Below are 25,285 nucleotides of genomic sequence, written 5' to 3' on the forward strand. Positions count from 1 at the left end.
ACCTCTGGCCATAGCGCACCACGTCATGAGCAAAAGATTGACCAGACTTTACAGCTATAAGGGCCATTCCATCACGCTCGCAATGGCTATCACCAACGACGCGCAATTTCCCTTCGGACTTGACCCGACAGCTCCCCATCCCTAGCTGAAGGGAAGACAAAGTCTTTTCCCAGACCTATCTGGTCAAACAATGATTGACGCAGCGGTTCTTGTGTTCCATCGAAGGCGGAAACCTTCGTCAACACGTTCTGGACCCCAGCAAGGAGCACGACACATGAGCGACGCACAAGCTTTTATCGATAATCTGGTCAAAACCAATGATGTGGTATTGTTCATGAAGGGCACGTCCCGCATGCCAATGTGCGGGTTTTCCGGCACCGTCGTCAAAATCCTGGACCATGTAGGTGTTGATTTTCAGGATGTGAACGTGCTCGCCAACGAAGATGTCCGCCAAGGCATCAAGGACTATTCCAACTGGCCCACGATCCCCCAACTCTATGTGAAGGGTGAGTTTATTGGCGGCTGCGACATCATTCGGGAAATGTTTGAAACCGGCGAGCTCAAGCAAGTTTTGAGCGAAGCTGGCGTCGCGTTGCAAGCCTAATCAGGCGATCGTCTGAGATACAAAAAAGCCCGCTCGGCCAAGGCTGAGCGGGCTTTTCTGTGTCTGATTTTGGCAGAGAATTACGAAGCGTAATATTCCACAACCATGTTTGGTTCCATCTTAACTGGATAAGGAACGTCAGCCAATTCTGGCACGCGCAAGAAGGTGGCCTTCATCGCGCCGACGTCCATTTCGATATAGTCTGGGAAGTCGCGCTCTGCTGAGTCCAAAGCTTCCAAGACCAAAGCCATGGTGCGGGACTTTTCGCGGACTTGAACAACGTCACCGACGCGCAAACGGTACGAAGGAATATTGACCTTCTTGCCGTTCACCATCACGTGGCCGTGGTTGACGAATTGGCGCGACGCAAACACGGTCGGCACGAACTTCGCGCGATAGACCAATGCATCTAGACGGCACTCCAACAGGCCGATCAGGTTTTCAGCGGTGTTGCCCTTGCGGCGTGCGGCTTCTTCATAGAGGCCAGCAAACTGCTTTTCAGTGATGTTGCCATAATAACCCTTCAGCTTCTGCTTCGCGCGAAGCTGAGCGCCGAAGGCCGAAACCTTGGCTGGACGGGCGGTTGGGCCGTGCTGACCTGGCTTATAGGTCCGCTTGTTGACTGGGCTTTTTGGACGGCCCCACAGGTTTTCACTGAGGCGACGGTCGATTTTATATTTCGCAGCAATGCGCTTTGACATGTTTAGTCCATTTACGTTTTTGACGGTCCGGGCGGCACACCATGTGTCGCGATTGCAATGGCCGGAAATCCATCACCCATGTTTTCCCCCAGTGAAGGCAGTGCCAACCCAGCGAGAAGGCGCGCTTAAACGGGATTGCCACCTCAGAGTCAAGGATTGAGGGCAGTTTTGACCTGAACCCGTCTGCATTCAACCCAGGCTTGACACATCGTTCATCGTTAAACTATATTGGTTGAACGTTAAACAAAAGAGGTCGCCATGACAGATCGTCGAACCATCCTCCAACTTCTCGCCATAAGTTCATTGGCCGCCGTGCCTGCGGTCGGTGCCACACTGAAACCAAACTCTGACCCTGCCGCAGCTTGGCGCAATCCCGGTGCGGGCGAAAAGGACCCGCGCCTCTATTGTCTCGCCCATGCCATTCTCGCCCCCAATCCACACAATCGTCAGCCTTGGCTGGTCAGTCTGGAGGGTGAAGACACCATCAAATTCTATTTCGATACGAGCCGCCGACTGCCCGCTACCGACCCCTATGACCGTCAGCTCGCGATTGGCTGTGGTGCCTTCCTTGAAATCCTGTCAATTGCCGCAGCTGAAATCGGCTATGAGACCCAAATAAACCTTTTCCCGATGGGTGAGCCGCAACCTTATTTGGATGATAAGCCTATGGCCCATATCCGCTTCGTGAAGGGCGGCACGAAGGACCCGCTTTACGCCTTAATCACGCAAAGGCGCTCCAACAAAGAGGCCTATGACCCCAAGAAGCCCGTTCGTGCTGAGGCTTTGCAGGAACTTTTGACGATGGAGCCGAGCGACAAGCTAACGCTCGCAGGCACATTGTCGGGCGACGCCCAATGTGAAAGCCTCAGGCAACTCACCATTCAAGCCTATCGGCGCGAAATCGAAACCCCCGTGGCCCTAAAAGAGAGCATCGATTTGATGCGGATCGGTAAAGCCGAGATTGCGAAATATCGAGACGGGATTGATCTAGACTTTCCTGGCATAGGAGCCATGCAAGCCATGGGCCTAATCACCCGCGAAAAAATGATGACGCCTGGCACCACGGCCTATCAGCAAGGTCTCGAGCAATATGACCCTTTGGCGAAATCCGCCTCGGGATATGTTTGGCTCATCAGCAATTCCAAGGATCGCTTCGCCGAGTTGGCGGCGGGTCGCGCCTATGCCCGCCTCAATCTTCGCGCCACCTCACTTGGGATCGCCATGCACCCGATGAGCCAAGCCTTACAAGAATATGCTGAAATGGGTACAATCAAGGCCGAAACGGAAAAGGTCGTCGGCCTGGCACCTGATAAGTGTCTACAGATGCTCGCCAGAATAGGCTATGGTGGCAAGGTTTCACCGTCACCAAGACGGGGCCTTGCAGAGCATCTTCGGACATGACCTCAGACAGTCCCAATTCAGACTTCACAGCGATCGCTTTTTCCTTCTTCAACGAAATCGGGATCATTGACCAATTGGGGCGCAACCGCTTTGAGCGTGTCTTGCCAGATGGGCTTTCGATTGCAGGCTTTAGCTTGCTCAACCACTTTGTCCGCTTGAATAAAACCCAAGACACGCCCAGCCATTTGGCCAAGGCCTTCCAAGTGACTAAAGGGGCGATGACCAACACGATTCATCGCCTCGAGGCCTTAGGCTTGGTGACGATTGTTGCCGACCCCAGTGACGGGCGGGGCAAACTCGTCTCGATAACAGAAGCAGGGACCGCGGCGCGCCACGATGCCATCGCCCGGCTAGCACCCTCTCTGCAGCAATTGTCTGGCCTGATAGACCCCAAAGAGTTGCAGGCCCTTATTCCCACCCTGATGAAAATACGTGCCATTCTCGACGCCAACCGCGAGCCCTGACCCGCAGTCGTGACTTCGGCTGCCAATGGCGCTATCAGACGACGCCTGCCAGAGAACCGAAAAAGCTAGCCCCCTCCTAAGACCTGTCGTCAGAAGCCGATCCCCATGTTGCAAATCACAGACCTAACTTATCGCCTTGCGCGGCGCGTGCTGTTTGATGGGGCCAATGCCGTCATATCCGATGGTTGGAAAGTAGGCCTCGTTGGCAAGAATGGCTCTGGCAAATCGACGCTTTTGCGCATCATTCAAGACGAGGCGATGAAGGGCGACGGCAGTGTGCGCCTCAAGCGCGGTGCCCGCATGGGCTTTGTTGCCCAAGAGATTGCCGCTACGCCCGATCCCATGTTGGACGTCGTGCTGGCCGCCGACACCGAACGCGCCAGCCTGATGGCAGAGGCCGAAACTGCAACCGACCCAAACCGGATTGGTGAAATCCATACGCGCTTGGCCGATATTGATGCTTATTCTGCCGAGGCACGCGCCAGTGAAATTTTGGTCGGTCTTGGATTTAAACAAGAAGAGCTGATGAACCCAGCGGGTTCCTTCTCCGGTGGCTGGCGCATGCGCGCCGCATTGGCGGGCGTTCTCTTCTCCATGCCTGACCTCTTGGTCTTGGACGAGCCAACCAATTATCTCGACCTTGAGGGTGCAGCTTGGCTGGAGGCCTTCCTGCGCAAATATCCCAACACGGTTCTCGTGGTCAGCCACGACCGCGAAATGCTCAATCGCTCTGTCACCCACATCATGGCGCTGGAAGATTCTAAGTTAGAGGTCCACACTGGCGGCTACGACACCTATTTGCGCCGCCGCGCCGAGCGCGCAGCCCTGTTGGCGGGGCAAAAAGCTAAGCAAGATGCGGCTAAGGCCCATTTGCAGGCATTCGTTGATCGATTCCGCGCCAAGGCCTCAAAAGCCCGTCAGGCGCAAAGCCGGATCAAGATGCTGGAAAAGATGCAGGAAATCTCCGTCCCCATCGCGGACCGAGCCATGCCCTTCCACTTTGATGAGCCCAGCGAACTAGCTTCCCCCTTGATCCAGCTGGATGAAGCCGACCTTGGCTATATTGACGGCAAGCCCGTGCTTCGAAAGGTGGACTTCCGGCTCGATCATGACGACCGGATCGTCATCATCGGCCCAAACGGCCAAGGCAAGACAACGTTGGTAAAGTCCATTGGTGCCCGGCTTGAGTTGTTAAATGGCAAGCGGCGGGCGTCCAAGGCAGTCAAGATTGGCTATTTCAGCCAAGACCAATTGGATGAATTGCGCGCGGGCGAAACCGTACTGCAGCACGTCCGGGATCTAGAGCCCGAATGGCCGCCCTCTCGCCACCGCTCCTTGGCGGCACGCATGGGATTTGGTCAGGAAAAAATCGACACTCATGTCGAAAAGCTTTCAGGCGGCGAGAAGGTGCGTTTGCTTCTGGGCCTGATGGCCTATGCCAAGCCGCACGTCTTGATCTTGGACGAGCCGACGAGCCACTTGGACATCGATAGCCGCGAGGCCTTGATTCACGCGCTCAATGACTATTCAGGGGCTGTATTGCTCATCACCCACGATGTCTATTTGGCAGAAGCCTGTGCGGACCGCCTATGGCTCGTCCACAACGGCTATGCGCGCGCCTATGACGGTGACCTGACCGACTATCGTGGCTTGGTGCTCAGCGCCGATCGTCCTGACGGCGGTGGGGCCGGCAAAAACGCCCCAAAGGCTGCAACAAAAAATGACGTCAATGGCGGCAAAAAGGGGCCTTCGCTATCAACCCTGCGCTTCCGCCTCGCTGACGCCGAGAAGGCCGTCACGAAAGAACAGCACGCCCTCGACACCATCGATGCGCGTCTAGCCTCTCCCAGCCTCTATACCGAGGGGGCCAAAGCCCTCGAAGACCTCACCAAGAAGCGCGCGTGGCATGCGCAAGCCCTCGCCAAGGCCGAAGCCGCATGGATTGAGCTGAGCGAAGCGATTGAAGCGGCATCCTGACACCGCAAAACGAAAAAGGCGGCCCCGAGGGACCGCCTTCTTATCTTTAAACCTGTAGCTTGGCTTATTCGCCGAAACCACGGCCGTCGGTGCGCTCGGCGATCCGGGCCGACTTACCGCGACGGTCACGCAGGTAGTACAACTTAGCGCGGCGCACTTTACCTTTGCGCACAACGGTGATCGACTCAACATTTGGCGAATGCAGTGGGAAAACCCGCTCTACGCCTTCGCCGAAGGAGATCTTGCGAACCGTGAAGTTGGCATTGATGCCACCGCCAGAGCGGGCAATACAAACGCCTTCATAGGCCTGAACGCGCTCGCGCTCGCCTTCTTTGATCTTCACGTTCACGCGCAGGGTGTCACCTGGCGAAAATTCTGGGATGGACTTGCCTTCGGAGACGCGTGCGACTTCCTCGGCATCGAGTGTTTCGATGATATTCATGTCAGCTCACCTTGCACGATTCCTACTTAAGACTTTGAAACCAGATCAAAAGCTCAAGAAGGCCGCGGCATTGTTGTTGTCAAAGAGAACTTTGAGGTTGAAAGAAGACGCGCGTTTATACGAATGATCAGGCTTTGTCACCCTTATAAACTGCCCAAAGGTCGGGGCGACGGGCTTCGGTAACCGATTCAGATTGCTGCTTTTTCCATGCGGCAATCTTTGCATGGTCCCCAGACATTAGAACCGGCGGGATCTCATGGCCCTCAAAGCTGCGCGGCCGTGTGTAGAGGGGATGCTCCAACAGACCAGATTCAAAGCTCTCCTCGCCAAGGCTATCAGCATTACCCAACAGGCCCGGCAACAGGCGGACACTGGCTTCCACCAGCATTTGTGCGGGCAGGTCGCCGCCTGTCAGCACAATATCGCCCACCGCAATTTCTTCCATCTCGCGGGTCAAAATGGCGCGCTCATCCAACCCTTCAAAGCGGCCGCAAAACAGCACAACGCCAGGACCATCCGCCAATTCGCGAACCCGGGCTTGGGTCAAAGGCTTGCCACGTGGGGTCAGATAAATCAGGGGGCGGCCATCACGTGGCAAGCTATCGATTGCGCGCGCCGCCACATCCGCTTTCATCACCATGCCCGCGCCGCCTCCGGCCGGGGTGTCATCTACTTGGCGATGCTTTCCATCGCCAAAGCCACGCAAGTCAATCAATTCCAGCGACCACACAGATTTTTCGAGCCCGCTGCCGATCAAGGACGCACCAAGGGCGCCGGGCCAAGCCTCTGGGGTTAGGGTGATGACGGAGACGGAAAAGGGCATGCCTTCTTTTAGCCCAGCACAGCGCCACTGCGAAGTCGCTCCGCACATTGCCTTACATCCCCTGCGAACCCAGACGTGACGACCTCGAAAAGCCGCGCTAAAGGGTCGAAATGAACATTTATTTTCTGGGAATCGGTGGGGCTGGGGTCAGCGCCTTAGCCAGCGTCTTGCAATCGCAGGGCCATCAGGTCACCGGCTCCGACGAAGGGGTATTCCCGCCCGTATCGACTTATCTCGACCAAGCCGGCATCACCTATGCCAAGCGCTTTGATGTGGCCAATCTGCCAGAGAAAATCGATGTGGCCGTTGTGGGCACCACCGCCAAAATGGACGCAGCCACCAACTCGGAACTTGCTGAACTACAAAAGCGCGGCGTGCCTTGCTATAATTTCGCGACATACCTCGGCCAATTCACGCAAGAGCGCGAGAATCTGATTGTAGCCGGCAGCTTTGGGAAAAGCTCCCTCACGGCACTGGTCGCTTTCCTCTTGCGCCACGCTGGGCAAGATCCCGGCTGGTTCATCGGTGCGATCCCGCTTGATTTGCCAAAAACCGGCCATGCTGGGACAGACCCACTCTTCATCATGGAAGGCGACGAATATATCGTCAGCCTGCAAGATCGCCGCAGCAAGTTTGAACTATATAGCCCCAGCCACATTCTGATTTCTTCCATCGTGCATGACCATATCAATATGTTCCCGACGATGAAGAGCTATGAGGCCCCGTTCGCCAAGCTATTCTCGGCTTTGCCCTCAGAAGGCCTGCTCATTGCCTGTCACACCTATGAGCCAGTCCGTCGATTGATTGGAGACCGGCCTGCAATTTGGTACGGCCTAAAGCCAAACCCCGGCTATTATGCCGATAAGATCGTGATTGGCGAAGTCACCCAGTTTGACCTCGTCTGCCCAAATGGCGAACGGATCGCGCTAGAGACGGAGTTGTTGGGCCTCCACAATATTGAGAACATCATTGGTGGCAGTGCCTTTGTGCTGGAACGCGGCTTGATGAGCCCAACCCAAGTCCAAGCTGCGGTTCGGGCTTTTCGCGGTGTCGCCCGTCGGCTCGACAAGAAGACGCGCACCTCTTCCGTTCCGGCCTATGAGGGTTTTGGCTCCTCCTTTGAAAAGGCCCGCTCAGCCATCGATGCGATCCGCCTGCACTTCCCGAGCCGCCCCTTGGTCGTGGTGTTTGAGCCCCATACCTTTTCGTGGCGCAACCAAGATGCGTTGAGCTGGTATGATCACGTCTTTGAGGGCTGCGATCAGGTTCACATTCTGCCGCCGCCAAAAATTGGGGCCGCAAGCCAAGCCCAATTGACGCTGTCAGAAATTCTTTCGCGCGTACATGCTGCAGGCGTTTCGGCTCAAGGCATTGAGGATATACAGACGTTTCTCCACGACATGCCGGACACATTGCAGGGCGATGAAGTGGTGCTTCTACTCTCTTCAGGCCCGCTCGACGGCTTGGCAGACTCGCTACCCAAACGCCTCGATACATTATTCGGGGACCGGACTGATAGCTGATGAACTTCGACCATTTGCCCGTTGATCCCCATGCCTACGCCTCCTTCTTGCTGATCATGGCAGGCATGGCCGCAACCCCAGGACCGGCCAATCTGTTCGCTTTGGCAACCGGCTTGGCCCAAGGCCCACGCGCGGGACTATGGGGCGTATTCGGAATGAATGTTGCTTCATTGGTGTGGTTTGTCTTCGCCGCCTTGGGATTGGGTGTCCTGATGCGCCTCTATCCCACTGTGTTTTCGATGCTGGCGATTCTGGGTGGGCTTTATCTGGCTTGGCTTGGACTTAAAGCGCTCCGTGCTGCGCTGTCCAAGGAAACACAAGGCTTCCAACTTGCGGGTCAGGCTGCTGGTAGTAACCCGTTTAAAGACGGCTTTCTGGTGCAGATCAGCAATCCAAAGGCACTCTTGTTTTTTACCGCCGTCTTGCCACCCTTCATCGATCCGCAGCGCGACACCGTCCCGCAATTGGCCATGTTTGCTGCCGGGACCGTCCTGTTTGATACGATCACGATGTCGATGTTTGCGCTGGCAGGGGGCTTGATGGCACGCCAATTTGCGCAAGCCCGTTTCGCGCGCCTCTTCTCAGCCGTCGTTGGTTTGCTGCTACTCAGTACGGCCACCATGATGTTGCTCAGAACGCTGCATTGAACCGAGCGGCGAACCACTTTATTGAATATTTTTTCATTGAGGTGTGGGCATGGCCAAAAGACGCTCCCCAGAACCCATTTCAGCCATCGAGGACCGACTGCTGCGCGCGTCGGTTGCGCTGGGCGATAGCCTCGACAGTATCTCCATGCCAGAACTGGCCGCCGCTGCCGAAATCGCCGTTGGTACGCTGTATCGTATCGCGCCATCCAAGAGCGCACTTGCAGCGCTTTTAGACGGGCGCGCGCAGGCTCATTTTGATCGCCATGTCTTCGCACCATTCCCGGCACGCCTTGGACTGGAAGAACGGTTTCGCTTGATGTGGTCTCGACTGGCCGAATTTGCCCTCTCAGAACCGGACCTCGCGGCCTATCTCGCCCGCAAACCGATGGCTGCCGACAGCGCCTTTATCAAAGCCAGTGCGATCTTTGCCCGCGACGGGGCTGCCACAGCCGAACTCAAAGCCTTCAGCGGGGAAGAATTAGCGGCAATCGTCTGGGGACCACTGTCTGCCCTCTTGCGCAACCATACCTGTTCGGTGGAAAGTCTCCAGCAACTCGAACAAGCGGCTTGGGATGGTCTACGTCGCATATAATTCAGGGAGACGAACATGACAGGACGTATGGCCGGCAAAATGGCCTTGATCACAGGGGCTGCCCAGGGTTTGGGCGCAGCAATCGCCACCATGTACGCCAAAGAAGGCGCAAAGGTTGTTGTCACAGATATCAACGGGGCAGGCGCGGATGCAACTGCCGCGGCCATTAACGCGCTTTATCCCGGCCACGCCACCGCCTTCCAACAAGATGTTTGCTCAGAAGCGCGTTGGATCGAAATCGTCAATGCCGCCCATGATGCCATGGGTGGCCTCAATGTCTTGGTCAATAATGCCGGCATTGGCAGCCTTGGTTCTGTCGAAAGCGAAACCTTTGAGAACTGGAAAAAGGTTATGGCGGTCGATGTCGACTCCGTCTTCCTCGGCTGTAAGTATGCGCTGGGCGTCATGAAGCCATATGGGCCGGGCGCGATCGTCAATATTTCGTCTATCGCGGGTCTGATCGCTTCGGCCAATTATGCCGCCTATAATGCCGCTAAAGCCGCCGTTTGGTTGTTGACCAAGTCTGTCGCGCTGCATTGTGCCCGCAAAGTGCCGGGCTTCCGCTGCAACTCCATCCACCCAACCTTTATCAAGACGCCGATCTTGGACGGGATGGCCGGTTTGGTTGGTTCGCAAGAAGAAGCTTATGCAAAACTTGCCCGCCAAGTCCCATTGGGTCGATTGGGTGAGCCTGACGATATTGCTTATGCCGCCGTCTATCTGGCCAGCGATGAGAGCAAGTTTGTGACCGGTGCAGAATTGAAAGTCGATGGCGGTATTTCTGCCATGTAGGCCCAAAGCCTAACGAACAATCACCGACAACAGAACCACACGCGCAATGCCGTTGCCGACGACGCGGTCGGTAACGGCTTGCATGCGCTGACCCAAAATCTGGGTATCGGGCACGCGGCCTGGAATAAAGAAGCTATTGACGAATTCTTGCGCCACACCGCGCCAAGCCGCGCGCAGGGCAGGGGTCGCCGCTTGAGCTCGTTCGCGCTGAGGAATAGCGCTCACCACAATCCCCATATCGATCTGCATAAGTCCGACTGGGCGAAATTGGCGCATAATGCTGGCGGTGATTTGGTTTGAGCCCAAAAAGCCGGCTTCATTCCCGCCCCCTTTAGGAACAGGTTTAGCAGCCCGGGCACTCGAAACGCCCAAAGCGGCGGTGGAAGCCAATGCAAAAGTCGCGGCGGCCGCAGATTTTGCTAAGCGCCGTCTGCTCAGATTTTGATTCGAATCAGTCATAGCAACGATTTTCTAGGAAACGCGTTAAAGAAACGTGGCAAATCATCTCAGGCTGCATTAGATTTATTGCAGGAGGATATGTTTTGGCGGGTATGGTGGACATGACGGCCTTTAAAGAGCCGGTCATTATTCTAACGGCTGCAGCCATTGTTGTGCCCCTGTTTCACCGTTTTAAAATCAGCCCCGTGCTGGGTTTCATCCTGTGTGGCATCATCTTGGGACCATCAGGCTTGGGTGGGCTCGCCGTTCAAGATCCTTGGCTGAATGCGTTTACGATCCAAGACCGCGACTCCATCGCCATGATGGCTGAAATGGGGATCGTGTTTTTGCTTTTTGCAATTGGCCTTGAACTCTCGTTTGAGCGCCTGAACATGATGCGCAAAGTCGTGTTTGGCTTGGGCTCACTACAATTAGGCATTTCCGCTCTCGCCATTTTTTCAGTCTGCTATTTCTTTCTCGGGACCACAGGCACAGGTGCCGCCGTGATCGGCCTCGCGCTATCGCTTTCCTCAACCGCTGTCGTGTTGCAAACCTTGGCCGAGCAAAAGCGCCTGACCAGTCCCACCGGACGTGGGGCCTTTGGGGTTCTGCTTTTCCAAGATTTAGCCGTCGTGCCAATCTTGTTTGCTGTCTCCATGTTGGCACCCGACCGTATGGGCTTAGGCGTTGGCGGCCTCGTCCAGAGCTTGGCCGTCGCCGTCTTAGCCGTGGCATTGACGATTGTGATTGGCCGCATCGTGCTGCGCCCGCTGTTCCGCCAAGCGGCCAGAACCCGCAGCCCTGAAATCTTCATGGCCGCCTGCTTGTTGGTTGTAATCGGCACGGCACTTGGCAGTGCGGCGGCAGGACTTTCGATGGCGCTCGGCGCATTCTTGGCCGGGCTACTCCTCGCAGAAACCGAGTATCGCCGCGAAGTCGAAGCCACGATTGAGCCGTTCAAGGGACTTCTGCTCGGCGTGTTTCTCGTCTCGGTCGGGATGAGTGTCGATATTGGCAAAGTATTGGAGCGGCCGCTTGAGATTGTCGCGGCTATACTCGGCCTAATCGTCGTTAAGGCCGCTGTGGTTGCCGCCCTTGGCCCAAGCTTCGGAATCAAGCGACCCGCCGCGATAAAGGCCGGCCTCATCCTTGGCCCCGGTGGGGAATTTGCCTTTGTGGTTTTAGGACTTGCGACCAGCCTGTCAGTCCTACCTGCCGAGCAAGCAGATTTTGCGCTCCTCGTCGCCGCCATCACCATGTGCTTAATCCCGCTTCTGGGTCGCTATGGCATGAAGGCGGCCAATACCAAGCTGCCAACGGAAGCCGAGGAACTGGATTTAGCTCAACAGGCCAGCCAGACCGACAGCCCGCATGTGATCGTGGCCGGTTATGGCCGCGTTGGGGTCGTCGCGGTGGAATTATTGGCCGAACAAAAAATCCCTTACATTGCCGTGGATTCCGATATTGAACGGGTTAGACGTGCACGAAAGGCTGGCAAAAAGGTCTATTTAGGCGACGCCTCACGCGGCGAGTTTCTGCGGGCGTGCGGGATTGAGCGGGCTCGGGCACTGGTTGTCACCATGGATGGCGGCTCTGCCGTCGATCAAGTTGTGACCACCGCCCACCTTGAGCAACCAAATCTACCGATTGTCGCCCGCAGCCGAGACGCCGCACACGCCGTCCACCTTTATAGCCTCGGGGTTCGCGAAGCCGTGCCGGAAACCTTAGAAGCCAGCCTGCAGGTCGGGGAAGCTATTTTGGTTGAATCTGGTGTGCCCATGGGCAACATCTTGGTCGCCATTCATGAAAAGAGGGCTACGATGCGCGCCTCGCTGCTAGAGGCTTCTACGTCGGCTACGCCGTCAGAGCGCATGCGGGTCTTACGCGACCAGCACCTCAAGGGAAACTCATGAGCGTTGTAGACACCCCAAAATCGACATTGCTGCCATCCTGATTTGACCTCACGCGCTCTCGGGCTTAACAGCAACAAAATCCCGGGAGCACCACCTTGACCTCTGCGCAAGATCACGCGCTCGCTTTCGCGCGCCAACCAACCGCCGCCCTTGTTCTGGCTGATGGTACTGTTTTTTGGGGCCACGGCTGTGGCGCAATTGGCGAGGCTGTCGCCGAAGTCTGTTTTAACACGGCGATGTCTGGGTATCAGGAAATTCTGACAGATCCGTCCTATGCGGGACAGATCATTGCCTTTACCGCACCCCACATTGGTAATACCGGCACCAATCGCGAAGACGAAGAAGATTCTTGCCCAGCCGCCGCTCACGGTGCCCGCGGTGCTGTGATGCGCGCCGACATCACCCGCCCCTCAAACTGGCGGTCCACGGCTTCGCTAGATGCTTGGCTAAAGTCCAAAAACATTGTTGGCCTGACCGGGATTGATACCCGAGCACTAACAGTCCGTATTCGCGAACATGGCATGCCGCATGGGGTAATTGTTCATGCCCCCGACGGCCAAATTGACGTGGCGGCCTTGGCAGCTAAAGCAGCCGCTTGGTCTGGCCTCGAAGGCTTGGACCTTGCAAAAGACGTGACTTGCAAGACCCCTTACGACTTTGATGGTACCCAGTGGGTGTGGCCAGCCGGAACCGGCGTCGCCGACACCCAAGAAGCGCTAAAGGTCGTGGTGCTGGACTTTGGCGTCAAGGAAAACATCCTACGCTGCCTTGGCTCAACCGGGGCCAAAATCCATGTGATGCCAGCACAAACTTCCGCGGAAGACGTACTCGCGCTCAAGCCAAACGGTGTTCTTTTGTCGAATGGCCCAGGCGACCCCGCTGCGACCGGCACCTATGCGGTTGAGACCATTCAAAAAATCATCGCTGCTAAAGTACCGGTGTTTGGCATCTGCTTGGGCCATCAAATGTTGGGTCTCGCTCTGGGGGCGAAGACCGTCAAAATGGCGCACGGCCATCATGGTGCGAACCATCCGGTGCAAGACCTTTCCACGGGCAAGGTTGAAATCGTCTCGATGAACCATGGCTTTGCCGTTGACCGTGACAGCCTGCCCGACGGGGTTGTGGAGACCCATGTCTCCCTGTTCGATGGCTCTAATTGCGGGATCGCACTGGCCGATCAACCTGTCTTCTCGGTGCAATATCACCCAGAGGCTAGCCCAGGTCCTAAAGACAGTTTCTATTTGTTTGAACGCTTTAGAGAAGCCATGCGCACACACAAACAGGCGCAATGACGCGCTTGTGCACTTGACGTCGGCTGATTGGGCGGCATTGTCAGGCTATGAGCCAAATCAATCGCCGCACCCTGCTTTCCAGCTTCGCTGTCGTCCCAGCTTTATCGACCTTATCCGCCTGCGGGAAGGCCGCGGCCCCCGCAGATATCTTGCGGGTGGGTCTCGGCGGTGGACCGGATTCTTTAGACCCGCTGAAGGCCGAATTTGCCGCTGCTGCCCTGCTATTCCGCCAATTTTATTTGCCCGTGGTTGGCTATGGCCCCAAGGGTGGACCTGCCCCAGGCTTCGCAACTTCCTGGACGCCCAGCAATAATAACAAAACTTGGACCTTTGAAATTGCGCAAGGCCTCACGTGGTCAGATGGAAAGGCCATTGATTCCAAAGATGTTCTAGACAGCTTACGCATGGGTGCCGACAAAAAGACCGCTTATGCCGACGCGTCAGAACTTTATATGATCAAGGGCTATCGCGACTGTGTGGTGGACGGCAAAGACCCCACGACCATTGGCGTGTCTGCGCCAAGCCCCACCCGCCTCATCATCGAATTGGCCGTTTCTGACGCCGCGTTCTGGAGCCGTATGCAAGAATTCTATCCTGTTCCGATGCATGCGATTGCTGCACACGGCGAGAAATGGACAGAGCTCGACAAGATCGTTGTCTCTGGCCCATACAAACCGATTGAGCGATCGCAAACGCGCCTTGTGTTCGACAAAAATCCCAAGGGCGGCTGGGTTGAGGGCATGCCCAGCCAGATTAGTGTTGAGGCGATTGAGGATTCCTCGACCCGCTTGCGCATGTTCCAATCTGGCGATCTAGACCTGGCGCAAGACCCGCCCTTGCTACGCGCAGCCGATTTCGCCAAGGAATTTGGCACCCAGTATCAGCGCTTTCCCGCCCCGCGCCTCGTTTATATGAGCTTCAACACCAAGAAGCCGCAGTTCCAAGACGCCGATGTTCGGCGAGCTCTGGCTATGGGCTTTGACCGGAGCGTCATCGCCAATGCCGTGATGCGCGGATCTGTTGAGCCTGCAGGGCGCTATGTTCGCGATCAGGCTCAGCCAAAATATGACCCAGAGGGTGCCCGTGCGATCCTGAGTGCAAAGGGCTTTAGCGCCACCAACCCCCTCCGGTTTGAGCTCTTGGTCACCAAGGACGACCGCGAACGCGCAGCCATCCAAATGGTGGATATGTGGAAGCAGATTGGAGTTGAGGCCACGATGTTTGCCGCCGATTCTAGCGCCATCGTCTCGCGCCTCAATGGTTTTGACTTTGAGGCGGCCATTGTCCGCATCGATAAAGGCATGAAGTCCGACGCGATTGACCTCATGGCCTCATGGGGTGAAGGCGGGACGGCCTATTCCCACCAATGGAAAGACCCGGCCTTCAATCAGGCTTTATCAGATGCACGCGCGGAAAGTGAACCTGCGGCCCGCTTGGCCAAAACCTTGGCGGCGGAAGACATCTTGATGAAGGCCTGTCCGGTCACCGGCGTCTGGTTCTTCCCGTCGTCTTGGCTGGTCGCCGAACGTGTCACCGGCGGGATCGAAGGCATTGCGCCGATCATTTGGCCCAGCCTGAAGCTGACCAAGGCTTAAACGCCGGCTAAACGATTGGCTTTAAACTAGGCGCTCTTCACGAATTTGATTGCCCTTATAGGCCTCAACATCCAGTTCGCCTTCCCACTTGGCGACAGCGACTGCGGCCGCACTATCGCCCAGCACATTCACAACTGTCCGCATCATATCCATGATCCGGTCTGCGCCTAGAATGATGGCAATCACTTCCACCGGAACTCCGGCGATTCCCAGAACCAGCGGGATAAAGACAATTGACCCACCGGGGATGCCTGCAGCGCCTATGGCACCAAGTGAGGCGGCAATCACAATGCCGACCAATTGCCCGCCGTCGAGCGGAATCCCAAACAATTGCGCGCCAAAGATCGTCACGATGCAAATATACATGGCCGTGCCATCCATATTCACTGTCGCGCCCATGGATGAGACAAAGGCACTCATCCGCCTAGAAATCCCCAGCTTTTCAATCATACAGCGCATGGTGACAGGCAAGGTCGCGTTGGAAGACGACGTCGAATAGGCCACAGCCATCGCCTCGGACATCCCCTTAAAGAATGGCAAAAGAGGTAGGCCCAACACAAATTTTATAAAGCTGCCATAGACCACAAAGCCATAGATGAAACAGCCAAGATAGACGGTGCCAATCAGGGCCGCGAGCTTCACCAAAGCGTCCGCCCCCATCAATGCAACGGCCCAAGCCATCAAAGCAAAGGCCCCGATGGGTGCCAGCTCCATGATATAAGTGACGAGTTTGGTAAGGGCATGAGCAGCACCATCCAGAACATCGGCCACAGGCTTTGCCGCCTCCCGCGCCCCCAAAACGCCAATACCTAATAGGATGGCGAATACGATCACACTCAACATCTCGCCTTCCGCCAGTGCCTTTACCGGATTGGCCGGGATGAACATGGCCAGAATGTCCGCCCCTGTCGGTGGGGGCTTTACCGGGGGCGCGGACAAACCAGCGGGTGCCTCAATGCCAGCGCCAGGTTGCAACAGCATGGCTAGGCCAACGCCCAAGCACGCAGCCAAAAGACCTGACGGGATATAAAGAGCCGCGATCCGGGCACCGGACTTTCCCAGTCGGCTCAAATCGCCAATCGACACCACGGCAGCGGCCACAGATACAAAAATCAACGGGACCGACAACATCCGGATCAAGCGGATGAAAGCATCACCCAACAATTTCAGCGCGGCAGACCAAGCCTCGCCATCAATCAGACCATCCAAATAGCCATCAGGCCGGATGCCGAAGCCCAAGATAACCCCTAGAACCATAGCAACAAGAATGCGGAGCCACAGAGGCTTTTGAAAAAAGGCGGTCATGCAAGTCCAACTGGCTGTGTGCGAAAAGGTCTGGGCCAGGATCGATGTGGCACAGTGCCAATCGCCATAGGGTCAATTCATCGTGAGGTGTTTGGACCGTCCGTAGCGCTGTGGGCGCTTAACCTGCTCATGTTAGGCGCAATTTCGGCCCTTCCCTCCGCCAGACGGCTATTAAAGCTTCACATCAAGTTGAATGAAGCATAAGTCTAGTCTCTAAGTCGCACGGGGGTGGACCACAGGCGGGCGGGATCAACAGGGGGTTTTGAAACCTCGTGGCCTGCTGTGTGTCCAGAATAGAAACAGGGCTGCCGCATGAACAAGCATTTCACACTCTTTATTCTCGCCGCAATGGTTCTGGGGATTGCGGTCGGTGCCGCCATTTTCGAGTTCGTTCCCAAAGAAGGCCAAGAGGTTTGGGCGGCCAACTTTAAGATTGTGACCGATGTTTTCCTGCGTTTGATCAAGATGATCATCGCCCCCTTGGTGTTTGCAACCTTGGTCGCCGGGATTGCCCATATTGGCGACACAACGACGTTGGGCCGCGTCGGGATCAAGACCATGGCTTGGTTCTTGGCCGCTTCCCTGGTTTCTTTGACGCTGGGTGCCGTGATCGCCAGCCTGTTGCATCCCGGCGTTGGCCTCAATCTGCCAATCCCCGCTATTGGTGAGACGAGTGATATCAAGCCTTCGGCCTTGACCCTGAAGGATTTCATTATCCATTTGGTGCCGAAATCCATCGTTGAAGCCATGGCCAATAATGAGATCTTGCAGATCGTGGTGTTCTCGATCTTCTTCGGTGTCGCCGTGACCGCGATGGGCGAAGAGGGCAAGCCTTTGGCAGACCTCGCTGACAAGGTCTCCCACGCCATGTTGAAGCTAACCGGCTATGTGATGTCGTTGGCACCATTTGCGGTATTTGCCGCCGTCGCTGCCGTGATCGCGACCAAGGGTTTGGCGGTTCTGGGTACCTACGCATCCTTCATAGGTGGCTTCTATCTAGCGCTGGTGATTTTGTGGGGCCTGCTTTTGCTGGCAGGTTTTGTCGTCATCGGCCCTGCAATCGGGAATTTGATTGCCCGAATCCGCGAACCGACTTTGCTCGCTTTCTCCACCGCTTCCTCCGAAGCCGCCTATCCGAAAACGATGGAGCAATTGGAGAAGTTTGGCGTGTCGCGCCGTATCGCCAGCTTTGTGCTGCCGCTGGGCTATTCGTTCAATCTCGACGGCTCGATGATGTATTGCACCTTCGCAACGCTGTTCATCGCGCAAGCCTATGGCATTCACCTGACCGTACCGCAGATCGCCACGATGTTGCTGTTGCTGATGGTGACTTCTAAGGGCATGGCAGGTGTACCACGCGCGTCGCTCGTCGTGATTGCGGCAACGCTTTCCTTCTTCAAAATTCCAGAAGCCGGGATTTTGTTGATCTTAGCCGTCGACCACTTCCTCGACATGGGCCGCTCGGCCACCAACGTCATCGGCAATTCCATCGCCACCGCCGTGGTTGCGAAGTGGGAAGGCGATCTCACCGATGATGAATTGGTAGCCGACCAAAAGGCCGGCATCAAAAACCAAAGCTAAGGCTTAGAGGCCCAATGCGTTGCGTTGGGCCTCAAACAATTCCTCACAGCCAGACTTCGCGAGCGAGAGCAGAACCTGCAATTCTGCCTCGGTAAACGGCCGCTCTTCGCCTGTCGCTTGCACTTCGACAAGGCCGAGCCCTTGGGCCAATACAAAATTGGCATCCGCTTCAGCGTTTGAATCTTCGGGATAATCGAGATCGAGAACCGGCACACCCTGATAAATGCCGCAAGAAACAGCAGCAACTTGGGCTCGGATCGGCTCTTCTGTGATCAGACCTTCTGCTTTCAAATAAAGGCAGGCTTGCTTCAGCGCGACCCAAGCACCCGTCAGCGCCGCAGTCCGTGTGCCGCCATCGGCTTGAATGACATCGCAGTCGATGGTGATTTGACGCTCACCCAGAGCGACCAGATCGACGACCGAGCGCAGACCACGCCCAATCAAGCGCTGGATTTCTTGCGTGCGGCCCGATTGCTTGCCCGAAGCCGCTTCCCGACGACCGCGCGTGTGGGTCGCTCGGGGCAACATGCCATATTCCGCCGTCACCCAGCCGCGCTTTTGACCGCGCAGCCAACCGGGCAGACTTTCTTCCAAGGAAGCCGTAACCAACACATGTGTATTGCCAAACTTTGCTAAGCATGAGCCCTCCGCATAGCGGGACACACCCGCCTCAAGGCTTAAGGGGCGCAATTGGTCGGCGGTGCGGCCAGATGGACGGATCATGTAGATGGGCCTTTCGCGGGCTTTTTCGGAGATTTTGGGCGGGCAGGGGGAGGCGGCGGCTCTTCTGGAACTTCGCCAACCATCGGGATCAAGCCAAGCGGCACATCGCCAATAAGCTTTTTGCCCGGCAAGTCGACAATCGGAACCAATGCCTTGGTAAAGGGCAAGAACCAACTGCCCTTGGCACCTGGCGTCGCCTCAATCTCAAGCAAATCTTGTGGGCCTGGGATAACTGCTCGAACACGGCCTAGGTCTGCACCGTCCAAAGCTTCCAGCCGCAACCCAATCAGATCGACATGATAGAATTCGTCTTCTTCGGCTTCGGGCAGACGGTCGCGCGGCACAAACAGCTTGGTGTTGCGCATTGCCATCGCGGCCTCGCGCGTCGGAACGTCCTTTGACGTCACCACAATGCCGTCTTTAATCGGACGCCACGATTGGACCGACAAAATGATTTGCCCCTCTTCATTACAAAAAGGGGCATAATCCACGATGGCTTCTGGGTCGGCCGTAAAGCTGCGCAGGCGAACCTCGCCGCGCACCCCAAAGGCACCGGCGATTGCACCGACCAATACGAACGACTTAGGCAATATCGGTGCGCTTGGTGACAATCTTGCCCACGAGGCCATAGGCCACCGCTTCTTCGGCACTCATCCAATAGTCGCGATCGGTATCAGCCTTGATCTTCTCGATGGGCTGGCCAGTTGCATCAGCGAAAATGGCGTTCAAGCGCTCGCGCATGCGAATGATTTCACGGGCCTGAATTTCAATATCCGACACCATGCCACCAACGCCACCGCGTGGTTCGTGCAGCAAGAAGCGGGTGTTGGGCAGACAGAAGCGACGCTCCCGCTCAGCCGCTGCATAAATGAGCGCGCCGGCAGAGGCGACCCAGCCGGAGCCCAAAACGTTCACAGGCGCCGAAACAAACTTGATCATATCATGGATCATGTCGCCGCTTTCCACGTGACCACCTGGTGAAGAGATGATCAAAAGGATGGGCTTATCGGACTCGCCCGAGAGCGCCAGCATGCGTTCACAAACCCGCTGAGCCAGTTTGTCGTCAACGCCGCCGGTCAGTAGAATGGTGCGGCTGTCGAAGAGCGCCTTTTCTACAATGGCTGGGGCTGGATTTCCCGCTTTGCTTTCGTCTTCTTCGTCCATGCGAAACATGCTTCTAGGCTCCTCGTTCACTCGCTCTTTCCGACACGCTTTTGTTGATTTGGTCAACCTAGCGGCAGCCACAGCGCTGTTATCGTCTGCTCTAAGTGGTAAAGCCTGATGGATTATGAAAGAGCGTGCAATGCACTTGACGCACCTAGGCAAAGGTGAAACCCAAAGACGAAGGAGTATCGCGCCTTGAATTTGACCCGACCTGAAGGCCCTGACGCCACACTAACTCTGTCTCGACGCGGCCTAACGGGTGCCCTGGGCTTTGCGGGCTTTGCCGCGGCTATTCGCCCTGTCCATGCAGCGGCCATCACGACGCCATCAGATGGCTTAATTTCGGAGATGATCACTTTTCCTTCGCAGGGCTTTGACCTCCCCGCCTTTGTCGCACGGCCGCAGGCAAAAGGGCGTAAGCCCGTGGTCATCGTGGTCAGCGAGATTTTTGGTCTGCACGAATATATCCGAGATGTGTGCCGCCGATTTGCGCGCTTGGGCTATGTCGCAATCGCGCCATCCTTCTTCGCACGTGCAGGTGATCCCGCACCTCTTACCGACTTCGCCAAGATCATGCCCATCGTGAATTCCGCCAATAATGCGCAAGTTATGGGCGATATCACGGCAACCATCGCTTGGCTGGACCAGCAGAAATTCGTCAAAAAGGACGCCATCGGCATCACCGGCTTTTGCTGGGGTGGAGCCGTTGTGTGGATGGCAAGTGCGTTGACGCCCCGGATCAAAGCAGGTGTGGCTTGGTATGGCCGCCTAACCCCGCGCGATGGCTCAACCGACCAACGCAAATGGCCCATGGAAGTGGCGGGTGAACTCAAAAGCCCCGTGCTGGGCCTATATGCCGAAAATGATGGCGGGATCCCATTGGCTAGCGTTGAAGCGATGAAGGCTGCATTGGCAAAGGCTGGCAATCAGAAGAGCCGCTTTATCGTCTACCCCGGTACCCAACATGGCTTCCATGCAGATTATCGGCCGCAATATCAAGAAACCGCCGCCAAACAAGGCTGGGACGAATTGCTGACTTGGTTTGCCGCCAATGGCGTGAAGCCCTAGACCCAGACGTGTGTCGACCACGGACCCATATGGGTTGGCGTGACCTCCCCAGAGGTGAGGATACAGCTCCGCTCAGCCATTAGGGCAGTGATGGCCTCTGGTAACGCGCAAGTTTGGCCGCCCAAGTTTACGCAAACCACGCCTTGCGCGCCGCGGCGATAGGCAAACAAGCTCTCATGCTCGGGAAGCAGGTCCTCATAGGCCCCAAAGACCCATGTCTCGGTGTCTTTGGCCCGAAGCTCTAACAAAGCGCGATAAAAGGCCCACACTGAGTGTTCGTCTGCCTGCTGGCTAGCGAAGTCCACCCCACCGCGATTGGGGGTTGGTTTCAGCCAAGGGGTTCCCGTTCCAAACCCACCTTCGGGCGTCCACGGATAGGGAGTTCGGGCATGGTCGCGGGTCATGGCGACCGCTTTAGCTAGAGCCTCCGCTTCGCTCTGCCCCTTAGAGCGGGCGAGCCGATAGGTCGTCTTCGCCCATACATCATCCAATTCGTTGACGCTTGTGATCGTCGTATCGCCCAAGCCCAATTCATCGCCTTGATAGATAAAGGGGGTGGCGCGTTGCAGAACATAAGTCGCGGCTAAAGCCTTGGCGACCTGATCAGGGTCAGCTTCTGCGTCACCAAACCGCGCAATTAAGCGGCGAAGGTCATGATTGCCCACAACGCAAGAGTTCCAGCCGTTTGGACCAATGCCCTTATCCCACCGATCAAAGACACTTTTGAACCAAACCCGGTCCCAATCCTTGCCCTGCCGTGCGCCTGTGTGGTCCACAAAATCAAAGTGATAGATCATGTGCAGCATCGGGTCGGCCGGGTTCACGATGGCTGCGGCCCGCTCTGGATTGAGGCCGGGCCCCTCCCCAATCGCCACGCAATCATAGAGGTCAAATACCTCGCGTCGCATATCGCGCAACCATTCATGCAAGCGCGGCCCGCCCGCCAGCATATCGTACAGCGGCATGGGTCTGGGGTCTGGCGCGTCGGGTAAGCCCGGAGGTTTTGAGATGACCGTCACGACGTCGAGGCGGAAGCCGCTAACGCCTTTGTCCAACCAAAACCGCATCGCACCATAAATTTCTTCGCGAACTTCGGGGTTCTCCCAATTTAGATCTGCCTGCGTCTTATCAAACAGATGGAGATAAAAAGCGTCATCGCCATCGGCCTTCGACCAAGCGGGGCCTCCGAAGATGGATTGCCAATTATTGGGTTCATCCCGCCAGATGTAATAGTCGCGGTAAGGCCCAGATGGGTCAGCTAATGCTGCCTGAAACCAAGGATGATCAATCGAGGTGTGATTGAGCGCAATATCCAACACGATATTGAGGTCCAAGCGCTTGGCTTCCGCAAGCAGGGCTTCAAAATCCGCCATTGTGCCAAAGAGGGGATCAATCTCCCGGTAGCCCGACATATCATAGCCATTATCGACCATGGGTGAGCGAAAGATTGGCGACATCCAGACGATACCAGCCCCCAAAGCCTTGATCGCACTTAGGCCTTGGGTAATCCCCGCCAAATCGCCCATGCCGTCGCCATTGGCATCGCGAAAAGAGCGCGGATAGATTTGATAAACAGAGCGGGTCTTCCACCAAGTCTCATCAGGCTCATGACCGCTCATTTAAGTATCCTTCAGCGCTTTCAGCAAAACATAATAGGCCCCGCTTCCACCATGACGGGGATGGGCAGAGGCATAACCCGATACATGCTCACGAACCCCATGCCCACTCAACCATTCGGGCAATCGACGCCGAATTACGCCGGGTTGCGGTGTTAGATAGTCTTCCCCAATTTCGATCGCGCGGCCCTTGCCAGTGACGACCAGCACACAGCGAGCGCCGCTGGAGCGCATCCGAACCAAAAAGCCGGCAAGGGCGGTTTGTGCATCCATCTGCCGATAGCCGTGAAGATCAATCGTGCCATCGATGTCCAACTTGCCGCGCCGTACCTTTTTGTGCCCAGAGGCGTCGGAAACCAATGATGCGGGTTTAGCTTCTGGCCTTGGGACGGGAGACGCAGGAACATGTCGCGCCGCCTTGGCGCGTTTAAGCGCCAGATGAGGCAATTCAGGCGCAGGCTTTCTAACCACTTCGGGAACAGGTACAGCCACCTGCTCAGGATCGTCGTCCGCTAACTTGGGCTTTTGGTGGCCATAAGGCCGCACAGTTCGGGCGACCCGATGCCAAAGCTTTGCTTCATCCGGCATCATATCGCGACGCCGGCTCATGCTCAGCGACCCGAATTCGCGGAGGTGGGCGAGATGCCTTTTGGCAGGAGCACCCAGAAACGGACATCATGGTTGATCCGACCTGCCCGTAATCCAGCCTCAGGCCCCGTGCCCCAATAAAGATCGCCGCGGATTGGGCCACGAATGGCGCCTCCGGTATCTTGGGCTACGACCAAGCGCCGCAGGCTGACATCGGTCGAAATCGCGACCCGTGGCGCGTCTGCTGCCAAGAAAATGGGCACCCCGTACGCATGATAGCTTGTATCCACCGCGAGGGACCCATTGGCTTCAAGGGCGGCTTGTTGCCCACCTTTTGGGCCTGCGCTTGGATCTTTTATCGGCTCAAGCTGAAAAAAGACAGTGCGTGGATTGGCGTTTAAAACTTCACGGGCCTCTTTCGGCGAGGCGGTCTTGAACCACGTCTTGATCGCGTCCATGGAAGCCCCATTGACCGGCAGCGCGCCCCGTCGGATCAACTCTTGTGCGTTTGACCCAAAGCGATGGCCATTATGGGCAGCAAAGGCAGCGCGAACCTGTGTGCCGTCGTCAAACTGCAGCCGACCAGAGCCTTGAACTTGTAAGGATAAAACTTCCGCCGGCTCACCCCAAGCCAATACCGGTGCCGTGTTCTCATTGATCTGTGCGCGCGACCAATAGGGGACAACTTTGCCACGATCCATGCGTGCAACAATCGCGCGATTGCGCAATGTGGCGTCGAACTGGCCTAGATCAATCTCAAACAGGTCAGACGGTCTGCTTTGGATTGGCTCTGAAAAGACAGGTGTTTTGACGCGAGACGCGGCCATGATTGGCTCATAATAGCCCGTTAGGCGGCCAATTTCCGTGGCCTCTGTTGAGACGCGCCAAACTTGAAACTGGCTTTCCCAAAAGCTTCGGTCTTCAAGGCTGGGGTCTTGGGCCAGCGCGCAAACGCCAGCCCAGTCGCCCACACGACCGGAATAGGTCGCGACGGTCGATAACAGCTGATCTTTGGCCCGAGCCTGCGATATTGCGCAAGAGCGTACCAGTGCACGGCGGGCAGCGCCCACATCGGTCTCTGCCCAATTGGGCAAGCTCTCAAACGCGGTCTGATTAAACTGGAGTGGGACAATATCGGCAGGCGGCAGGGGTGCAGCAGACGGGCTAGCCGAAGTCGTCGCTGGCCGCAAAGGCGTGGCTGGCCTTGGCACGGGAACCGCCGGCGCAGCTATTGGCTCTGGCCTCACCACGGGCGCGGGTGTTGGTGGCGGCACAGGCTCTGGCACGGGTGTCGGGGCCACCGTGGCACATGCTGTTAGGAGGACCGACATCAGTCCTGATGCAGTCAAAAGACCCAGAGAACGACGCATGATTAGGCCGTCCGTACCGCGCTCAACAGCCAATTCGGATCGCGAGCATCAACGGCCCGTTCAAACGTCCAAACTTCATCGGCCGCGCGAAGGCCATCGCCCCCGTCGGCCAAATCAGACGAGAAAGCTACATCGATGCGGGCGATTTTGCCGTCCAATTCGGCGTCGACAATCTTCGCATCACTTAAACGGATGACTTCGATCTTCGCGGCATTGGCTGCACGGCGTTCATCCATCGCAGTCTTATAGGCTTCAAAGACATCGGCATCGACCAAACCCTTGAGGGTCTCTTCGTCACCTGCGCCATAGGCGGTTACAATCATCTCATAGGCAGCTTTCGCGCCCTCTAAGAAGCTAGTGGCACTAAACCCGCGCTGAGCAGCGGCGATCGCTTTCAGGCCAGCGGCCCCCGGGCCATCGTATTCGCGCACGGGGAAGGTCAGAACCTTACCGGCATCGTCTGCTTGATCGTCGCCATCTGCCTTTTCGGCAGGCGTCTCGGGCAAGCCAAATCTTGGTTGCCGCATGGGAGGTGGCTCAGCGCCACGGTTTTGGCCAAGCACTTGGTACAAACGGCCAAGGACGAGAGCTGCCACGACGGCGAAAAAGACTATTTCCATGGTTTTCGATCCGGTCCCGCTTGGTTTTAAATGGCGGTCATACCCT

At 56.6% G+C, this 25,285-nt stretch carries 25 protein-coding genes; 13 read left to right on the top strand and 12 right to left on the bottom strand.

Translation table 11 applies throughout. The annotated features are described in order from the left end of the window. Positions 1–274 precede the first annotated feature (274 nt). Positions 275–604 carry a Grx4 family monothiol glutaredoxin gene (gene grxD, locus ACOVRA_RS05855; RefSeq protein WP_421719478.1) on the top strand — a complete coding sequence of 110 codons (330 nt, stop codon included), beginning with the start codon at positions 275–277 and terminating at the stop codon, positions 602–604. Positions 605–684: 80 nt separating this feature from the next. Here the strand turns inward: grxD and rpsD are convergent, their stop codons facing one another. Further along, positions 685–1,305: a 30S ribosomal protein S4 gene (gene rpsD / locus ACOVRA_RS05860; RefSeq protein WP_290804108.1), complete on the bottom strand. Its 621-nt coding sequence runs from the start codon at positions 1,303–1,305 to the stop codon at positions 685–687. A gap of 258 nt (positions 1,306–1,563) precedes the next feature. On the opposite strand from rpsD, the gene ACOVRA_RS05865 reads away from it, so the two are divergent. The 3 genes from ACOVRA_RS05865 to ACOVRA_RS05875 all read left to right on the top strand — a co-directional run bounded on the left by ACOVRA_RS05865 (position 1,564) and on the right by ACOVRA_RS05875 (position 5,147). Continuing rightward, positions 1,564–2,706: an Acg family FMN-binding oxidoreductase gene (locus ACOVRA_RS05865; protein WP_421719479.1), complete on the top strand. Its 1,143-nt coding sequence runs from the start codon at positions 1,564–1,566 to the stop codon at positions 2,704–2,706. Continuing rightward, entirely contained in the window at positions 2,703–3,170 is a 468-nt protein-coding gene (locus ACOVRA_RS05870) for a MarR family winged helix-turn-helix transcriptional regulator (RefSeq protein ID WP_421719480.1), read from the top strand. The genes ACOVRA_RS05865 and ACOVRA_RS05870 overlap by 4 nt, the downstream gene beginning before the upstream one ends. Before the next feature lie 105 nt (positions 3,171–3,275). After that, positions 3,276–5,147, top strand: coding sequence for an ABC-F family ATP-binding cassette domain-containing protein (locus ACOVRA_RS05875; RefSeq protein WP_421719481.1), 1,872 nt, complete (start codon positions 3,276–3,278; stop codon positions 5,145–5,147). A gap of 64 nt (positions 5,148–5,211) precedes the next feature. Here the strand turns inward: ACOVRA_RS05875 and rplS are convergent, their stop codons facing one another. Continuing rightward, positions 5,212–5,589 (bottom strand): 50S ribosomal protein L19, encoded by a 378-nt coding sequence (gene rplS / locus ACOVRA_RS05880; RefSeq protein WP_085340947.1) that lies wholly within the window; start codon positions 5,587–5,589, stop codon positions 5,212–5,214. 127 nt (positions 5,590–5,716) lie between these two features. Next, a complete protein-coding gene (trmD, locus tag ACOVRA_RS05885) occupies positions 5,717–6,412 on the bottom strand; it encodes a tRNA (guanosine(37)-N1)-methyltransferase TrmD (RefSeq protein ID WP_421719482.1) in 696 nt (231 codons plus the stop codon). 110 nt (positions 6,413–6,522) lie between these two features. On the opposite strand from trmD, the gene ACOVRA_RS05890 reads away from it, so the two are divergent. Genes ACOVRA_RS05890 through ACOVRA_RS05905 form a run of 4 tightly spaced genes read left to right on the top strand, consistent with a single transcriptional unit; the run spans position 6,523 to position 9,966 of the window. Then, complete coding sequence (locus ACOVRA_RS05890; RefSeq protein ID WP_421719483.1) at positions 6,523–7,935, top strand: Mur ligase domain-containing protein; 1,413 nt, start codon at positions 6,523–6,525, stop codon at positions 7,933–7,935. Continuing rightward, the gene (locus ACOVRA_RS05895) at positions 7,935–8,582 is read left to right on the top strand and encodes a LysE family translocator (protein ID WP_290804073.1); all 648 of its coding nucleotides are present in this window, start codon (positions 7,935–7,937) and stop codon (positions 8,580–8,582) included. The genes ACOVRA_RS05890 and ACOVRA_RS05895 overlap by 1 nt, the downstream gene beginning before the upstream one ends. A gap of 49 nt (positions 8,583–8,631) precedes the next feature. Next, complete coding sequence (locus ACOVRA_RS05900) at positions 8,632–9,174, top strand: TetR family transcriptional regulator (RefSeq protein ID WP_290804071.1); 543 nt, start codon at positions 8,632–8,634, stop codon at positions 9,172–9,174. Positions 9,175–9,189: 15 nt separating this feature from the next. After that, on the top strand, positions 9,190–9,966 hold the full coding sequence (locus tag ACOVRA_RS05905; protein ID WP_290804069.1) for an SDR family oxidoreductase: 777 nt from the start codon (positions 9,190–9,192) through the stop codon (positions 9,964–9,966). 9 nt (positions 9,967–9,975) lie between these two features. Here the strand turns inward: ACOVRA_RS05905 and ACOVRA_RS05910 are convergent, their stop codons facing one another. Then, on the bottom strand, positions 9,976–10,425 hold the full coding sequence (locus ACOVRA_RS05910) for a hypothetical protein (RefSeq protein WP_421719484.1): 450 nt from the start codon (positions 10,423–10,425) through the stop codon (positions 9,976–9,978). A 92-nt stretch (positions 10,426–10,517) separates the two neighbouring features. Between ACOVRA_RS05910 and ACOVRA_RS05915 the strand changes: the two genes are divergently transcribed. The 3 genes from ACOVRA_RS05915 to ACOVRA_RS05925 all read left to right on the top strand — a co-directional run bounded on the left by ACOVRA_RS05915 (position 10,518) and on the right by ACOVRA_RS05925 (position 15,204). After that, complete coding sequence (locus ACOVRA_RS05915) at positions 10,518–12,317, top strand: cation:proton antiporter (protein ID WP_421719554.1); 1,800 nt, start codon at positions 10,518–10,520, stop codon at positions 12,315–12,317. 95 nt (positions 12,318–12,412) lie between these two features. After that, positions 12,413–13,609 carry a glutamine-hydrolyzing carbamoyl-phosphate synthase small subunit gene (gene carA, locus ACOVRA_RS05920; protein WP_421719485.1) on the top strand — a complete coding sequence of 399 codons (1,197 nt, stop codon included), beginning with the start codon at positions 12,413–12,415 and terminating at the stop codon, positions 13,607–13,609. 47 nt (positions 13,610–13,656) lie between these two features. Next, on the top strand, positions 13,657–15,204 hold the full coding sequence (locus ACOVRA_RS05925; protein WP_421719486.1) for a peptide ABC transporter substrate-binding protein: 1,548 nt from the start codon (positions 13,657–13,659) through the stop codon (positions 15,202–15,204). 21 nt (positions 15,205–15,225) lie between these two features. Here the strand turns inward: ACOVRA_RS05925 and ACOVRA_RS05930 are convergent, their stop codons facing one another. Further along, on the bottom strand, positions 15,226–16,509 hold the full coding sequence (locus tag ACOVRA_RS05930) for a dicarboxylate/amino acid:cation symporter (RefSeq protein ID WP_421719487.1): 1,284 nt from the start codon (positions 16,507–16,509) through the stop codon (positions 15,226–15,228). A gap of 312 nt (positions 16,510–16,821) precedes the next feature. Between ACOVRA_RS05930 and ACOVRA_RS05935 the strand changes: the two genes are divergently transcribed. Then, on the top strand, positions 16,822–18,090 hold the full coding sequence (locus ACOVRA_RS05935; protein ID WP_421719488.1) for a dicarboxylate/amino acid:cation symporter: 1,269 nt from the start codon (positions 16,822–16,824) through the stop codon (positions 18,088–18,090). A 3-nt stretch (positions 18,091–18,093) separates the two neighbouring features. Here ACOVRA_RS05935 and rph read toward each other — a convergent pair whose 3' ends face one another. The 3 genes from rph to ACOVRA_RS05950 are packed head-to-tail and all read right to left on the bottom strand — an operon-like array spanning position 18,094 to position 19,986. Next, a complete protein-coding gene (gene rph / locus ACOVRA_RS05940; protein ID WP_290803446.1) occupies positions 18,094–18,810 on the bottom strand; it encodes a ribonuclease PH in 717 nt (238 codons plus the stop codon). Continuing rightward, on the bottom strand, positions 18,810–19,403 hold the full coding sequence (rimM, locus tag ACOVRA_RS05945) for a ribosome maturation factor RimM (RefSeq protein ID WP_421719489.1): 594 nt from the start codon (positions 19,401–19,403) through the stop codon (positions 18,810–18,812). Before rimM ends, rph begins: the two co-directional genes overlap by 1 nt. After that, the gene (locus tag ACOVRA_RS05950; protein WP_290803185.1) at positions 19,396–19,986 is read right to left on the bottom strand and encodes an ATP-dependent Clp protease proteolytic subunit; all 591 of its coding nucleotides are present in this window, start codon (positions 19,984–19,986) and stop codon (positions 19,396–19,398) included. Before ACOVRA_RS05950 ends, rimM begins: the two co-directional genes overlap by 8 nt. A 186-nt stretch (positions 19,987–20,172) precedes the next feature. Between ACOVRA_RS05950 and ACOVRA_RS05955 the strand changes: the two genes are divergently transcribed. Next, entirely contained in the window at positions 20,173–21,045 is an 873-nt protein-coding gene (locus ACOVRA_RS05955) for a dienelactone hydrolase family protein (protein WP_421719490.1), read from the top strand. Here ACOVRA_RS05955 and ACOVRA_RS05960 read toward each other — a convergent pair. The 4 genes from ACOVRA_RS05960 to ACOVRA_RS05975 are packed head-to-tail and all read right to left on the bottom strand — an operon-like array spanning position 21,042 to position 25,239. Continuing rightward, on the bottom strand, positions 21,042–22,664 hold the full coding sequence (locus tag ACOVRA_RS05960) for an alpha-glucosidase (RefSeq protein ID WP_421719491.1): 1,623 nt from the start codon (positions 22,662–22,664) through the stop codon (positions 21,042–21,044). The two genes, ACOVRA_RS05955 and ACOVRA_RS05960, sit on opposite strands and share 4 nt — an antisense overlap. Continuing rightward, complete coding sequence (locus ACOVRA_RS05965) at positions 22,665–23,270, bottom strand: Smr/MutS family protein (protein WP_421719492.1); 606 nt, start codon at positions 23,268–23,270, stop codon at positions 22,665–22,667. A 2-nt stretch (positions 23,271–23,272) separates the two neighbouring features. Next, the gene (locus tag ACOVRA_RS05970) at positions 23,273–24,619 is read right to left on the bottom strand and encodes a murein transglycosylase A (protein ID WP_421719493.1); all 1,347 of its coding nucleotides are present in this window, start codon (positions 24,617–24,619) and stop codon (positions 23,273–23,275) included. Positions 24,620–24,621: 2 nt separating this feature from the next. Further along, complete coding sequence (locus tag ACOVRA_RS05975) at positions 24,622–25,239, bottom strand: Tim44/TimA family putative adaptor protein (RefSeq protein ID WP_421719494.1); 618 nt, start codon at positions 25,237–25,239, stop codon at positions 24,622–24,624. Between the last annotated feature and the right edge of the window lie 46 nt (positions 25,240–25,285).

It is taken from the genome of Aquidulcibacter sp. (assembly GCF_049239865.1).
Lineage (GTDB): Bacteria > Pseudomonadota > Alphaproteobacteria > Caulobacterales > Aquidulcibacteraceae > Aquidulcibacter.

Coding starts and splice junctions, on each gene's coding strand:
- ACOVRA_RS05910 (WP_421719484.1), bottom strand. CDS start 10,425: ATGACTGATTCGAATCAAAATCTGAGCAGACGGCGCTTAGCAAAATCT.
- grxD (WP_421719478.1), top strand. CDS start 275: ATGAGCGACGCACAAGCTTTTATCGATAATCTGGTCAAAACCAATGAT.
- ACOVRA_RS05875 (WP_421719481.1), top strand. CDS start 3,276: ATGTTGCAAATCACAGACCTAACTTATCGCCTTGCGCGGCGCGTGCTG.
- ACOVRA_RS05960 (WP_421719491.1), bottom strand. CDS start 22,664: ATGAGCGGTCATGAGCCTGATGAGACTTGGTGGAAGACCCGCTCTGTT.
- ACOVRA_RS05930 (WP_421719487.1), bottom strand. CDS start 16,509: ATGACCGCCTTTTTTCAAAAGCCTCTGTGGCTCCGCATTCTTGTTGCT.
- ACOVRA_RS05905 (WP_290804069.1), top strand. CDS start 9,190: ATGACAGGACGTATGGCCGGCAAAATGGCCTTGATCACAGGGGCTGCC.
- ACOVRA_RS05900 (WP_290804071.1), top strand. CDS start 8,632: ATGGCCAAAAGACGCTCCCCAGAACCCATTTCAGCCATCGAGGACCGA.
- ACOVRA_RS05965 (WP_421719492.1), bottom strand. CDS start 23,270: ATGAGCCGGCGTCGCGATATGATGCCGGATGAAGCAAAGCTTTGGCAT.
- ACOVRA_RS05890 (WP_421719483.1), top strand. CDS start 6,523: ATGAACATTTATTTTCTGGGAATCGGTGGGGCTGGGGTCAGCGCCTTA.
- ACOVRA_RS05870 (WP_421719480.1), top strand. CDS start 2,703: ATGACCTCAGACAGTCCCAATTCAGACTTCACAGCGATCGCTTTTTCC.
- ACOVRA_RS05895 (WP_290804073.1), top strand. CDS start 7,935: ATGAACTTCGACCATTTGCCCGTTGATCCCCATGCCTACGCCTCCTTC.
- ACOVRA_RS05865 (WP_421719479.1), top strand. CDS start 1,564: ATGACAGATCGTCGAACCATCCTCCAACTTCTCGCCATAAGTTCATTG.
- ACOVRA_RS05935 (WP_421719488.1), top strand. CDS start 16,822: ATGAACAAGCATTTCACACTCTTTATTCTCGCCGCAATGGTTCTGGGG.
- trmD (WP_421719482.1), bottom strand. CDS start 6,412: ATGCCCTTTTCCGTCTCCGTCATCACCCTAACCCCAGAGGCTTGGCCC.
- ACOVRA_RS05975 (WP_421719494.1), bottom strand. CDS start 25,239: ATGGAAATAGTCTTTTTCGCCGTCGTGGCAGCTCTCGTCCTTGGCCGT.
- ACOVRA_RS05970 (WP_421719493.1), bottom strand. CDS start 24,619: ATGCGTCGTTCTCTGGGTCTTTTGACTGCATCAGGACTGATGTCGGTC.
- rplS (WP_085340947.1), bottom strand. CDS start 5,589: ATGAATATCATCGAAACACTCGATGCCGAGGAAGTCGCACGCGTCTCC.
- ACOVRA_RS05925 (WP_421719486.1), top strand. CDS start 13,657: ATGAGCCAAATCAATCGCCGCACCCTGCTTTCCAGCTTCGCTGTCGTC.
- rpsD (WP_290804108.1), bottom strand. CDS start 1,305: ATGTCAAAGCGCATTGCTGCGAAATATAAAATCGACCGTCGCCTCAGT.
- ACOVRA_RS05950 (WP_290803185.1), bottom strand. CDS start 19,986: ATGTTTCGCATGGACGAAGAAGACGAAAGCAAAGCGGGAAATCCAGCC.
- ACOVRA_RS05915 (WP_421719554.1), top strand. CDS start 10,518: ATGGTGGACATGACGGCCTTTAAAGAGCCGGTCATTATTCTAACGGCT.